We start from the raw sequence: 12,204 nt of genomic DNA on the forward strand, positions 1-12,204 counted from the left end.
CTCGTATACTGTGTGGGGGCGTTGTGCTCCCCCGGCCTCCCCTCGGTGGTTCCCCCCCGGGGGGGTCCCCCGCCCCCGGCCCCGCCCCCCCCCCCGCCGCGGGGGGGGGGGGCGGCCGCCGCGTCCGGGTCCGCGCCGGGCCCACCGGTCGGCCCCGGGCCACGCCGCCGCTCAGACCCGGGCGCGCTGGGTGACCGCGATGCAGACCAGCACCACCACCGCGGTGACCGGCGCCGCCGCCGGCAGGTGCTCGGCCAGCAGCAGCACCGCCCAGACCAGCGTCAGCAGCGGCTGGGCGAGCTGGAGCTGGCTGGCCCTCGGCACCCCGATCGCCGCCATCCCCCGGTACCAGAGCACGAACCCGCCGAACTGCGACACCGCCGCCGTGTACGCCAGCCCGGCCAGCGCCTTCACCCCCGGGTGCGCCGGCTCGGCCGGCAGCGCCAGCGCGGTGGTCAGCGCGGTGACCGGCAGCGCCGCGACCACCGCCCAGGCGATCACCTGCCACCCCGGCAGGTCCCGCGAGATCCGCCCGCCCTCGGCGTACCCGGCGGCGCAGACCAGCAGCGCGGCGAACAGGTAGAGGTCCGCGGTGGTCGGCCGCCCGTGGCTCTGCAGCAGGGTGAAGGCGAGCACCGCCGCCGCCCCGGCGAGCGCCGCGCACCAGAACGTCCGGGACGGGCGCCTGCCGGTGCGCAGCGCCGAGACCGCGGCGGTGGCGAGCGGCAGCACACCGATGACGACCGCCGAGTGCGCGGTCGAGGAGGTCCGCAGCGCCAGCGTGGTCAGCAGCGGGAAGCCCAGGACGCAGCCGGCCGAGACCACCAGCAGTCCGGGCCAGTGGCGCCGGGCGGGGAGCGGGACCCGGGCGGCCGCCAGGCAGAGCGCGGCGAGCAGACCGGCCAGGACGCCGCGCAGCCCCGTCGCCGTCCACGGACCGAAGCCGCCCAGCGCCCAGGAGGTCGCGGGGAAGCTGAAGGAGAAGGTGAGGACGCCGAGGGCCGCCAGGGCGGTGCCGGAGCGGCCGGGGGCCACCGATCGCCGCGGTGCTATCGTCAGCGGGCGAGTAGCGCTATCTTGTGCCGTCATGAACGAGCGTAGCAGTGTGACCGATCTCGCCGACAGCCTGCGCCGGGAAGTCGAGCGCTACCCGGAGGGACGGAAGCTGCCGTCGAGCCGGGCCCTGACGGAGCGCCACCAGGTCAGCCCCGTGACGGTCTCCCGGGCGATCGCCGTGCTGGCGGCGGAGGGCCTGGTGGTCTCCCGGCCGGGCGCCGGGGTCTTCCGGGCCGCCGCCTTCGCCGACGGCGGCGCCGGCTTCACGGGCCGCTCACCGCTCGCCGCGCCGGCCGCCCGGCCCGGCGACCTCTCCTGGCAGGAGGTCGCGCTGAGCGCCGACGCCGGCCCGCGCGACCAGGGCGCGGGCCCGCTGTTCGCGACCCTGAACGTCCCGCCGCCCGACGTGATCGACCTCAACGGCGGCTACCCGCACGCCGCGCTCCAGCCGGAGCGACTGCTGGCCGCCGCGCTGACCCGGGCCGGGCGGCGGCCCGGCGCCTGGGACCGCCCGCCGGTCGACGGGTTGACCGAACTGCGCGCCTGGTTCGCCCGGGACATCGGCGGCAACGGCGGACCGCTCGGCGCGGGCGACGTCCTGGTCACGGCCGGCGGGCAGAGCGGGCTCACGATCGCGCTGCGCTCCCTGGTCGCCCCGGGCGCACCCGTCCTGGTGGAGTCGCCGACCTACCCCGGCATCCTCGCGGTCGCCCGCGCCGCCGGCGCACGGGTGGTCCCCGTCCCGGTGGACGAGGACGGCGTGCGCACCGACCTGCTGGCGGCGGCCTTCGACGCCACCCGGGCCCGGGCCTTCGTCTGCCAGCCGCTGTTCCAGAACCCGACCGGCGCGGTGCTCTCCCCCGAGCGACGCGCGGAGGTGCTGCGGATCGCCCGGACGGCCGGCGCGTTCGTCGTCGAGGACGACTTCGCCCGCCGCCTGGTCCACACCGACGCGCCCGCGCTGCCGCGCCCGCTCGCCGCCGACGACCCGGACGGGGTGGTGGTCCACCTGCGCTCGCTCACCAAGGCCACCTCGCCCAATCTCCGGGTCGGCGCGCTCACCGCCCGCGGACCGGCCCTGCGGCGGCTGCGGGCGACCCAGGTGGTGGACAGCTTCTTCGTCCCCCGGCCGCTCCAGGAGGCGGCGCTGGAACTGGTCGCCGACCCGGGCTGGGCACGTCACCTCCGCACCCTCGGCGCCGAGCTGCGCGACCGCCGCACGACCGCGGTGGCCGCGTTGCGCCGCGAACTCCCCGGTCTGCTCGGCCCGCACCGGCCGGGCGGCTACCACCTGTGGCTGCGGCTGCCGGACGGCACCGACGAGGCCGCGCTGGCCGCCGCCGCGCTGCGCTCCGGGGTGCTGATCACCTCCGGGCGCCCGTACTACGCCGCCGAGCCGCCGGCACCGCACCTGCGGCTGAGCTACGCCGCCGTCGACAGCGCCGCCCGGATCGCCGAGGGCGTCCACCGGCTGCGCCGGGCCTACGAGGGGCTCGCCGGGTGAGCCGCCGACGGACCGGGGCCGAGCCACCGACGGACCGGGGCCGAGCCACCGACGGACCGCGCCGAGCCACCGACGGACCGCGCCCCGGGACGGTCAGCCCCGGTAGCCCGCCATCCGCTCCAACCTGGCGATCCGCTCGGCCATCGGCGGGTGGGTCGAGAACAGCTTGGTCCCGGCCTCGCCCGGGCGGAACGGGCTGGCGATCATCATGTGGCTGGCGGTCTGGAGCTGCGGCTCCGGCGGCAGCGGCAGCTGCCGGGTCCCGGCGTCCAGTTTGCGCAGCGCGCTCGCCAGGGCGAGCGGGTCGCCGGTGATCCGGGCGCCGTCGGCATCGGCCTGGTACTCCCGGGAGCGGCTGACGGCCAGCTGGATCAGCGAGGCGGCCAACGGCCCGAGGATCATGATCGCGAGCATCCCGAAGAGTCCCGGCCCGTCGTCGTCCTCGCTCCGGCCGAACGGCACCAGCCAGGCGAAGTTCACCAGGAACATCACCACCGAGGCCAGCGCCCCGGCGACCGACGAGATCAGGATGTCCCGGTTGTAGACGTGGCTCAGTTCGTGCCCCAGCACGCCGCGCAGCTCCCGTTCGTCCAGCAGCTGGAGGATGCCGTCGGTGCAGCAGACCGCCGCGTTGCGCGGGTTGCGGCCGGTGGCGAAGGCGTTCGGGGCCGGAGTCGGGGAGATGTACAGCCGGGGCATCGGCTGGCGGGCCGAGGTGGAGAGCTCGCGGACGATCCGGTACAGCCGCGGCGCCTCGATCTCGCTCACCGGCCGGGCCCGCATGGCGCGCAGCGCGAGCTTGTCGCTGTTCCAGTAGGCGTACGCGTTGGTCCCGAGCGCGACCAGCAGGGCGATCACGAAGCCGGTGCGGCCGAAGAAGGCGCCGATCACCAGGATCAGCGCCGAAAGACCGCCGAGCAGTGCGGCGGTCCTCAGTCCGTTGTGCCGGCGGTGCACGGCAGGCCCTCCAATGGTGCGGTGGGGAAGCCCTCTCTGCCTCGTCCCTCTGCCCGCTCAACGGGCGAGGCCGTCGGCCTTGTTCCCTTGTGACCACCGCTACACCCGAACCGCACCCCCGCCGACCCCGGCCGACGGCCTCAGAACAGCGTGCCGCCGACCACCTGGAGGACCAGCTGCGGGGCCACCGAGAGCACCACGGCGCCGGCGGCGGTGAGCCCGAGGGTGGCCGCCAGCGAGGCTGGCAGCCGGCGCTCGGCGACGGCGGTGACCGCGCCCTCCGGTCGCGCCGGTGCGAACAGCCGCGCCGTCCAGAGCAGGTAGTAGTACAGCGCGACCACCACGTTGGCGGCCATCACCACGGCCAGCCAGCCCAGACCGGCGTCGACGGCGGAGCGGAACACCACCACCTTGCCGAACAGGCCGATCACGCCCGGCGGCAGCCCGGCCAGGCAGAGCAGGAAGAAGGCCAGCGCCAGCGCCGTCCAGCGCCGCCGGGCGAACAGCCCGCGGAAGTCGTCGACGCTCGCCCCGGCCCGGCGCCCGACGGCGGCGACCACCCCGAAGGCGCCCAGGTTCACCACGCCGTAGATCAGCGCGTACGCGGCGGTCGCGCCGAGCTGGTCCGCGCCGGACGGCGCGTAGCCGGCGGCGGCGAGCGGCACCAGCAGGTACCCGGCCTGGCCCACCGAGGACCAGGCGAGCAGCCGCACCGCGCTGTACCGGGTGTCGAACCGCTGGCGCAGCGCGCCCACATTGCCGACCGTCATGGTGACGGCGGCCAGCACCGCGAGCACCAGGCCCCAGGTGTGCGCGTACGGGCGGAAGGCGATCGTGGTGACCAGGGCCAGGCCGGACAGGCCGGCGGCCTTCCCGACCACCGAGAGGTAGCCGGCCACCGGCAGCGGGGCGCCGACGTAGGTGTCGGGCACCCAGAAGTGGAACGGGACGGCGGCGACCTTGAAGGCGAAGCCGACCAGGGTGAGCACCGCACCGGCCTCGGCCAGCGGCTTCAGCTGGGCCGGCGCGTGGGCCAGCCCCTCGGCGACGGCGCCCAGGTGCAGGCTGCCGCTCGCGGCGTAGACGAAGCCGACGCCGAGCAGCATCACGGCGGTCGCGGTGACGGAGGAGACGAAGAACTTCAGCGCGGCCTCGGCGCCCCGGCCGTCCCGGCGCAGCGCGACCAGGGCGAACGCCGGCAGCGAGGCCACCTCCAGGGCGATCACCAGGGTGGCGAGGTCGCGGGAGGCGGGCAGCAGCGCGGCGCCGGTGGCGCTGGAGAGCAGCAGGAACCAGTACTCGCCGCGCGGCAGGCTCTCGTTCTCGACGGTGTGCATCGACAGCAGCGCGGCGACCAGCGCGCCGCCGAGCGCGAGCAGCTGGAAGACCAGGGCGAAGTGGTCCGCGACGTACGAGCAGCCGGCGTCACCGGTGACGCCGGTGACGTTCTGCGCGCAGAAGGTGGCACGGGGCGATCCGCCGGTGAGCGGGAGGAGCGCGAGGAGGGCCAGGGCGAGTCCGGCCACGGCCAGTCCGCCGAGCAGCTTCTTGTGCCGCTCGGGCAGGAAGAGGTCGGTGATCAGCACCGCCAGCGCGGCCAGCGCGGCGATCAGCGGCGGCGCGATGGCCACCCAGTCCACGGACTGGATCAGGCTGCCCGGGTCGGCTACGGCGAGGGAGGTCACAGTGGGCTGCCCCGTGGGGTGAGGTCCGAGTGCGGTGCCGGTCCCGAGCCGTGTGCCGAGCTCCTGGACCGCGAGTGCGGTGCCGGTCATGGTCAGCCACCCCCGAGGAGGTACTTGACGGCCGGGTCGGAGAGACCGAGCAGGAGCGCGGGCCAGAGGCCGGCGAGCAGGGTGAGGGCGGCGAGCGGCGTCCAGCTGACGGCCTCGTACGGGCGCAGGTCGGCGAACTCCGGCACCGGGGCGGGCTGCTTCGGGTCGCCCATGCAGACGCGTTTGACCACGATCAGCAGGTAGCCGGCGGTGAGGAGGGTGCCCAGGCCGGCCAGGACCATGTAGGTGAGGAAGGCCGGACGCGACAGGCCCTCGGCTGGGTCGAAGGCGCCGAACATCGCGAGCAGCTCGCCCCAGAAGCCGGCCAGCCCGGGCAGGCCGAGACTGGCGACGGCGGCGAAGGCCAGCAGGGCGCCGATCCGCGGCGCCCGCCCGTAGAGGGCGGCGCCGGTGGAACCGGCCAGGGTGTCCAGGTCCGCCGTGCCGTAGCGGTCCTTCAGGGCGCCGACCACGAAGAAGAGCAGACCGGTGATCAGCCCGTGCGCGATGTTGGCGAACAGCGCGCCGTTGACGCCCACCGGGGTGAGGGAGGCGATGCCCAGCAGGACGAAGCCCATGTGACCGACGGAGGAGTAGGCGATCAGGCGCTTGAGGTCGCCCTTGGCCCCGGGGCGGGCCAGCGCGAGGCAGGCCAGCGAGCCGTAGACGATGCCGACGGCGGCGAACGCGCCCAGGTAGGGGGCGAGCGTCGCGGTGCCGTCCGGGACGACCGGGAGGAGGACGCGGACCAGACCGTACGTCCCCATCTTCAGCAGCACACCGGCGAGCAGCACGGAGCCGACGGTCGGGGCGGCCGTGTGCGCGTCCGGGAGCCAGCTGTGCAGCGGCCAGGCAGGGGCCTTGACCGCGAGCCCGACCATGATCGCCAGGGCGGCGACCACCTGGGTGGTGTGGCTCATGCCGCTGCCGTGCGCGGCGGCCAGGGCCTGCATGTCGAAGGTGCCCGCCTTGGTCCCGACGAGCAGGAAGCCGAGCAGCATCACGGCCGAGCCGAGCAGCGTGTAGAGGATGAACCGGTTGGCGGCCGGCACCCTCGCGCCGGTCCCCCAGCGGGCGATCAGGAAGTACATCGGGATCAGCACGATCTCGAAGGCCAGGAAGAAGAGCAGCAGGTCCAGCACCGCGAAGGTGGCGAGCATGCCGACGTCGAGGAGGAGGAAGAGCCCGGTGAAGGACCGCGCCGAGGGGCGGCCGGTGTCGGCGCCCTCCCCCGACGGCAGCCGCTTCTCGGAGTACAGCGCGCAGAGGAAGGTGAGCAGCGAGGTCAGCACGATCAGCGGGAGCGAGACGCCGTCCACGCCGAGGTGGAGGCGCACGCCGATGGCCGGGATCCAGGACACATCGGTGACGGCCTGCATCCGGCCGGGCTCGTCGTGGTCGAAGCCCGCCGCGAGCGCGGCGCTGAGCAGCAGGCCGACGCCGGTCACCACGGTGTTCAGCCGCAGCGCCCGCCGGTCGGCGGCGGCCGGGTCGGTGCCGAACACCGGCGCCAGGGTCAGCGCGGCCCCGGCCAGCGGCAGCAGCAGGAGGGCGATGAGGACTGCGTTCATCGGGGGCTCCTACGGGCTGCGGTCGGCGGGGCTGGGCGGCGGTTCGGCTGGTTCAACCGGTTCTGGTCCATCCGGCTACACCGCCACCAGGACGGCCAGCAGGACGGCACCGGCCAGCAGCGCGCTGAGGTAGGTCTGCGCGTTGCCGGTCTGCGCGAGCCGGACGAGCCGGCCGAGCAGCTCGGCCCCGGTCCCGGCGCCGCGCACGTACGTCTCGACGACCTCCCGGTCGAGGAAGCGGACCAGTCGCGCGGCGGCGGTCACCGGTCGGACGAAGACCGCGCTGTAGAGCCGGTCGACACCGAAACCGTGCCGGGCCGGGCCGAACAGCGGGCCGAGCAGGGTGCGCCCGGGGTCGGCGACGATCACCTCGGCGGCCGGCGCGCCGGCCTGCTCGGGCACCCTGCCCTCCGCCGCCGGGACCGGCCGGCCGGCGCCGAGCCGCGCGGTGGCGGAGCGCCAGGCCCCGTAGGCCAGCAGCGCGCCGACCACGGCGAGGCCGGTACCGGTCACGGCGGTGACGGCCGAGGGACGCAGCGAGCCGCCGTCCAGCAGCGCGGGCAGCCAGTCCGAGCGCAGGCCGGTCACCCCGAAGGCCATGGTCGGGACCGCCAGCACCCAGAGCGGCCAGCGCATCGCGGGCGGCTCGGCGGTGGCCGGGTCGGCCTCGTCCGGCTCGGGCGAGTAGGGCGCGTCGGCCTCGTGGTCCGGCAGCGCGGCCGCCGCACCGGCGGCGGCACCGGCGGGGGCCGGGCTGTGGAACGCGACCAGGAACAGCCGCGCCGCGTACGCCGCGGTGAGCAGGGCGGTGACCGCGGCCGAGATCAGCACGATCCAGCCGGCCGCCTGCGGCACCGCCGAGGCGGGGCCGACGCCGTTGGTCAGCGCCTCACCGTTGGCGGCGTGCTCGGCGGCGGTCAGCACCGCCTCCTTGCTGAAGAAACCGGAGAACGGCGGCAGCCCGATCAGGGCGACGAGCGCGATGCCCATCGTCCAGTAGGCGTCCGGCACCCGCTTGCGCAGCCCCGGCATCCGGGACATCACGGAGATCGAGTTGGTGTGCGCGGCGTGGATCACCACACCGGCCGCGAGGAACAGCAGCGCCTTGAACGCGCCGTGGCTGACCAGGTGGAAGACGGAGGCCTCGCGGTCCCCGGCGGCCAGCGCGCCCGCCATGTAGCCGAGCTGTCCGACGGTCGAGTAGGCGAGCACCCGCTTGAGGTCGTCCTGCGCGAGCGCGCAGAGCGCCGAGCCGATCATCGTCACCGCGGCCATCACCGCGAGCACCACCAGCGCCGCGCCGGAGAGCAGGAAGACCGGCAGCAGCCGGGCCACCAGGTAGATGCCCGCCGCGACCATGGTGGCGGCGTGGATCAGCGCGGAGACCGGCGTCGGACCGGCCATCGCGTCCGGGAGCCAGGTGTGCAGCGGGAACTGCGCGCTCTTGCCGGCCACGCCGGCCAGCAGCAGCAGCGCGATCAGCGTCGGGTGACCGAGCCGCCCCTCGGTGGCGGCGGCCAGGACGTCCGAGACGCGGAAGCTGCCGGCGTCGGCGCCCAGCAGGAAGATGCCGAACAGGAACGGCACGTCGCCGAGCTTGGTGACCAGGAAGGCCTTCAGCGAGGCCGACCGGGCGTCGGCGCTCTCCCAGTGGTGGCCGATCAGGAAGTACGAGCAGATGCCCATGACCTCCCAGCCGACCAGCAGCACGATCAGGTCGCCCGAGTAGACGACCAGGAACATCGCCGCCGTGAACAGCGAGACCAGCGCCGCGTACGAGGGGTAGCGCGGGTCCTCCTTCAGGTAGGCGGTCGAGTAGACCTGCACACAGGTGGCGACCAGGCCGACCAGCACGGAGATCAGCGAGCTGTAGCCGTCCAGGTAGAAGCCGAGCGTGATGTCCGGTCCGCCGGTGGGGGTGAGCCGGGTGGAGCTCTCCAGCAGCTGGCCGGTGCCCAGCTGGAGGGCGACGACCAGGGCCAGCACGGCCGAGACGGCGACCGGCACGATCGCCAGCGGCCTGGCCAGGCCCGGGGCGCGCTTGCCGACGGCCAGCGTGGCGGCCGCCCCGAGCGCGGGCAGGACGGGGACGAGGGTGGGCAGGGCGAGGTTCATGCGGCGGCCTGGCCCTTCAGCGCCTCGGCACCGGTCGGCGCCTCCTCGGCGGCGGACTCGGCGGGATCACCGAGCGCGGTGACCCGGTCGACGTCCGCGGTGCCCCGGGCCCGGAAGAGCAGCAGGACGATCGCGAGTCCGAGGCCGATCTCGGCGGCGGCGATGGTGATGGTGAACAGGGTGAGCGCCTGGCCGGCGTGCAGGGAGTCCCGCAGCCAGACGTCGAAGGCGACCAGGTTGAGGTTGACGGCGTTGAGCATCAGCTCGACGGACATCAGCACCAGGACGATGTTGCGCCGGGCGAGCACGCCGTACACACCTACGCCGAACAGCAGCGCGGCGAGCACGACGGGGTAGGCGAGATGCATCAGCTCTCCTCCGCCGGGGTCGTCGAAGCGGGAGCGACGGGGGTGGCCGGGGCCTTCGGCGCGGTGGCGGCGACCGTCCCGTTGGAGCCCACCGGCCGGCCCGCGCGCAGCCTGCCGGCCCGGGGCGGCGGCACCCGCCGCCCGGCCCCGCGGGACAGCACGATCGCGCCGACCAGGGCGGCCAGCAGCAGCACCGAGAGCGCCTCGAAGGGCAGCACCCACGTCCGGAACAGGCTGGTGCCGGTCGCCTGCGCCGAGCCACCGCCCGCGCCGAGGTCGATCCAGGAGGTCCGGAAGGCGTCCACGACCAGCGTCACCAACGTCCCGGCCGAGGCCAGCGCCACCACCAGGGCGACCCAGCGGTTGCCCGAGTCGGCGTCCGGCGAGCGCCCGATCGGCGCCCGGGTGAGCATCAGACCGAACAGCACCAGGACGACCACCGAGCCGAGGTAGATCAGCACCTGCACCCAGGCGATGAACTCGGCGGTGAGCAGCAGGAACTCCACCGCCAGTCCGCCGAGCGCGACCACCAGCCAGAGCGCGGCGTGCACCAGCTGCTTGGTGGTGACGGCCACCACGGCCGACCCCAGCACGGCGACACCGACGAGCAGGAAGACGATCTCGACCCCGGTCGGGGAGAGGAACGAACGGGCGGCCGGGTCCAGCGACCCGGCCGCGGTCAGCAGGGCGGCACTCATCGCGGGTCACCCTCCTCCGGCACCGCCGCGGCGGCGGCCAGCTTGTCCGCGGCCTTGCGCGCGGTGGCGATCTCCTTCGGCTCCTCGGCCGCCGGGTCCAGCGCCGGCGGCGCCGGCACGGTCCACATCCACTCGCGGAGCTTGTCCCGCTCGTGGGTCAGCTCCAGGATGTCCGTCTCCGCGTACTCGAACTCCGGGGACCAGAAGAGCGCGTCGAACGGGCACACCTCGATGCAGATCCCGCAGTACATGCAGAGCGAGAAGTCGATCGCGAACCGGTCCAGCACATTGCGGGTACGGGCGCGGGCGTTCGGATCGGCGGCCGGCAGCGTCTCCTTGTGGGAGTCGATGTAGATGCACCAGTCCGGGCACTCGCGGGCGCAGAGCATGCAGACCGTGCAGTTCTCCTCCAGCAGCGCGATCACGCCGCGCGAGCGCGGCGGCAGCGCGGGCTGCACCTCGGGGTACTGCGCGGTGACGGTCTTCTTCGTCATCGTCCGCAGGGTGACGGCCAGGCCCTTGGCCAGGCCGGAGCCGGGGAAGCTCATACGCCCGCCTCGCTTCGCTCGGCAGGGGCGTTCACCCGTGCGCGCCGTTCGGTGATGGGCACGCTTCGCGCGCTCAAGAGATCGCCACCTTGATGATGCCGGTGAGGGCGAGCTGGACGAGGGCGAGCGGGATCAGCACGAGCCACGCGAAGCGCATCAGCTGGTCCTCGCGCAGCCGCGGGTAGGTGACCCGCAGCCAGATCACCACGAAGGCCAGCGCGAAGGTCTTCAGGATCGTCCAGAGCCAGCCCAGTTCGTCCGGCAGCGGGCCGTGCCAGCCGCCCAGGAAGAGCACCGCGGTCAGCCCCGAGACCACCAGGATCCCGACGTACTCGGAGAGCAGGAAGAGCGCGAAGCGCAGTCCGGTGTACTCGGTGTACGCCCCGAAGATGATCTCCGAGTCGGCCACCGGCATGTCGAACGGCGGGCGCTGCAGCTCGGCCAGGCCGGCCGTGAAGAAGACGAAGGCGCCGATGATCTGCCACGGGATCCAGTACCACTGCCAGGCGTCCAGGATCCCCGGCAGCGAGAGCGTCCCGGCCGCCATCGCCACGGAGGCGGCCGCGAGCACCATCGGCAGCTCGTAGGACATCAGCTGCGCGGCCGTGCGCAGACCGCCGAGCAGCGAGAACTTGTTCGCCGAGGCCCAGCCGGCCATCAGCTTGCCGATCACGCCGACGCCCATCACGGCCAGCACGAAGAACAGTCCGGCGTCGACCGCCTGGCCGACGAAGCCGTCCGGCCCGACCGGGATGGCGAGCAGCACGAACAGGTAGGGCAGCAGCGAGACGGCGGGCGCCAGCTGGAAGATCCTCCGGTCCGCCCCGGCCGGGACGATGTCCTCCTTCTGCGCGAACTTCACGCCGTCGGCGACGAGCTGCGCCCAGCCGTGGAAGCCGCCGGCGTACATCGGGCCGAGCCGGCCCTGCATGTGCGCCATCACCTTGTGCTCGGTCTGGCCGATGATCAGGGGGAAGGTGAGGAAGACGACCAGCGTGGCGACGCAGCGCAGCAGCGTGTCGAGCAGGTTCACGTGCTGTCTCCGTCCTGGTCGGCCGGCCCGGCCGACGTCTCCTTCGTCCCGTCCCGCGCGGGCTCCGCGTCCTGCGCGTCGTTCTCGTCCCGCGCGGGCTCCGCGTCCTGCGCCCCGGCCGGGACGCCCGGGGCGGCGGCCTCCTCGGGGGCACCGCCCTCGCCGGTTCCGGCGCCGGGTCCGCTCTCCGGTTCGTGCGCGGGCACCGGCGCGTGCCAGGGCGCGTCCGCGGACTGCGTCCGGGCCGGCGCGGCCCGCTCGGGCTTCGCTTCGGCGGGCTTCGGCTCGGCAGGCGTCTCGGCGGGCTTCGGCTCGGCAGGCTTCGGCTCGGCAGGCTTCGGCTCGGCAGGCGTCTCGGCAGCGGCCTGGCTCGCCGAACCGTCCGTGACCGACCTGGTCCGACGCGGCCGGTCCACCCGCACCGGCGGCGTCACCGGCGCGTCACCGGCCGCCTCGGCGGTGGCTCCCTCGACGGCCGCTCCCTCGGCAGCGGCCGCGCTCTCCGCCGTCTGGCTCACCGATCCGGCGTCGACCGACCTGGTCCGACGCGGCCGGTCCGCCCGGACGGCGGGCCCGCCC

General features: G+C 74.7%; 10 protein-coding genes and 1 pseudogene. 1 reads left to right on the plus strand and 10 read right to left on the minus strand.

Annotation, left to right across the window (positions count from 1 at the left end):
• Positions 1-171 precede the first annotated feature (171 nt).
• Positions 172-1,089, minus strand: a complete 918-nt coding sequence (locus ACFXHB_RS21790) for a DMT family transporter (RefSeq protein WP_380576246.1) — start codon at positions 1,087-1,089, stop codon at positions 172-174.
• Between ACFXHB_RS21790 and ACFXHB_RS21795 the strand changes: the two genes are divergently transcribed.
• Positions 1,088-2,560, plus strand: coding sequence for a PLP-dependent aminotransferase family protein (locus tag ACFXHB_RS21795; RefSeq protein ID WP_380576247.1), 1,473 nt, complete (start codon positions 1,088-1,090; stop codon positions 2,558-2,560). The two genes, ACFXHB_RS21790 and ACFXHB_RS21795, sit on opposite strands and share 2 nt — an antisense overlap.
• A gap of 93 nt (positions 2,561-2,653) precedes the next feature.
• Here the strand turns inward: ACFXHB_RS21795 and htpX are convergent, their stop codons facing one another.
• The 9 genes and pseudogenes from htpX to ACFXHB_RS21840 all read right to left on the minus strand — a co-directional run.
• A complete protein-coding gene (gene htpX, locus ACFXHB_RS21800) occupies positions 2,654-3,517 on the minus strand; it encodes a zinc metalloprotease HtpX (RefSeq protein ID WP_380576248.1) in 864 nt (287 codons plus the stop codon).
• A 140-nt stretch (positions 3,518-3,657) separates the two neighbouring features.
• On the minus strand, positions 3,658-5,292 hold the full coding sequence (locus ACFXHB_RS21805; protein ID WP_380576249.1) for an NADH-quinone oxidoreductase subunit N: 1,635 nt from the start codon (positions 5,290-5,292) through the stop codon (positions 3,658-3,660).
• Between the two features lie 2 nt (positions 5,293-5,294).
• Positions 5,295-6,863 (minus strand): NuoM family protein, encoded by a 1,569-nt coding sequence (locus ACFXHB_RS21810; protein ID WP_380576250.1) that lies wholly within the window; start codon positions 6,861-6,863, stop codon positions 5,295-5,297.
• A gap of 75 nt (positions 6,864-6,938) precedes the next feature.
• On the minus strand, positions 6,939-8,978 hold the full coding sequence (locus ACFXHB_RS21815; protein WP_380576251.1) for an NADH-quinone oxidoreductase subunit L: 2,040 nt from the start codon (positions 8,976-8,978) through the stop codon (positions 6,939-6,941).
• The gene (nuoK, locus tag ACFXHB_RS21820; RefSeq protein WP_380576252.1) at positions 8,975-9,346 is read right to left on the minus strand and encodes an NADH-quinone oxidoreductase subunit NuoK; all 372 of its coding nucleotides are present in this window, start codon (positions 9,344-9,346) and stop codon (positions 8,975-8,977) included. Before nuoK ends, ACFXHB_RS21815 begins: the two co-directional genes overlap by 4 nt.
• Positions 9,346-10,044, minus strand: a complete 699-nt coding sequence (locus tag ACFXHB_RS21825; RefSeq protein WP_380576253.1) for an NADH-quinone oxidoreductase subunit J — start codon at positions 10,042-10,044, stop codon at positions 9,346-9,348. Before ACFXHB_RS21825 ends, nuoK begins: the two co-directional genes overlap by 1 nt.
• The gene (locus ACFXHB_RS21830) at positions 10,041-10,592 is read right to left on the minus strand and encodes a NuoI/complex I 23 kDa subunit family protein (protein ID WP_380576254.1); all 552 of its coding nucleotides are present in this window, start codon (positions 10,590-10,592) and stop codon (positions 10,041-10,043) included. Before ACFXHB_RS21830 ends, ACFXHB_RS21825 begins: the two co-directional genes overlap by 4 nt.
• A gap of 73 nt (positions 10,593-10,665) precedes the next feature.
• A complete protein-coding gene (gene nuoH / locus ACFXHB_RS21835; RefSeq protein ID WP_380576259.1) occupies positions 10,666-11,619 on the minus strand; it encodes an NADH-quinone oxidoreductase subunit NuoH in 954 nt (317 codons plus the stop codon).
• Positions 11,620-11,621: 2 nt separating this feature from the next.
• Positions 11,622-12,204 (minus strand): annotated as a pseudogene (locus tag ACFXHB_RS21840) (hypothetical protein); the annotation flags it as partial.

Origin of the sequence: Kitasatospora sp. NPDC059327 (genome assembly GCF_042752535.1) — a bacterium.
GTDB lineage: Bacteria > Actinomycetota > Actinomycetes > Streptomycetales > Streptomycetaceae > Kitasatospora.

Excerpts from the sequence above, each read along its gene's own strand:
- ACFXHB_RS21790 (WP_380576246.1), bottom strand. The coding sequence starts at position 1,089 with ATGACGGCACAAGATAGCGCTACTCGCCCGCTGACGATAGCACCGCGG.
- ACFXHB_RS21815 (WP_380576251.1), bottom strand. The coding sequence starts at position 8,978 with ATGAACCTCGCCCTGCCCACCCTCGTCCCCGTCCTGCCCGCGCTCGGG.
- ACFXHB_RS21805 (WP_380576249.1), bottom strand. The coding sequence starts at position 5,292 with ATGACCGGCACCGCACTCGCGGTCCAGGAGCTCGGCACACGGCTCGGG.
- ACFXHB_RS21825 (WP_380576253.1), bottom strand. The coding sequence starts at position 10,044 with ATGAGTGCCGCCCTGCTGACCGCGGCCGGGTCGCTGGACCCGGCCGCC.
- ACFXHB_RS21810 (WP_380576250.1), bottom strand. The coding sequence starts at position 6,863 with ATGAACGCAGTCCTCATCGCCCTCCTGCTGCTGCCGCTGGCCGGGGCC.
- ACFXHB_RS21830 (WP_380576254.1), bottom strand. The coding sequence starts at position 10,592 with ATGAGCTTCCCCGGCTCCGGCCTGGCCAAGGGCCTGGCCGTCACCCTG.
- nuoK (WP_380576252.1), bottom strand. The coding sequence starts at position 9,346 with ATGCATCTCGCCTACCCCGTCGTGCTCGCCGCGCTGCTGTTCGGCGTA.
- ACFXHB_RS21795 (WP_380576247.1), top strand. The coding sequence starts at position 1,088 with ATGAACGAGCGTAGCAGTGTGACCGATCTCGCCGACAGCCTGCGCCGG.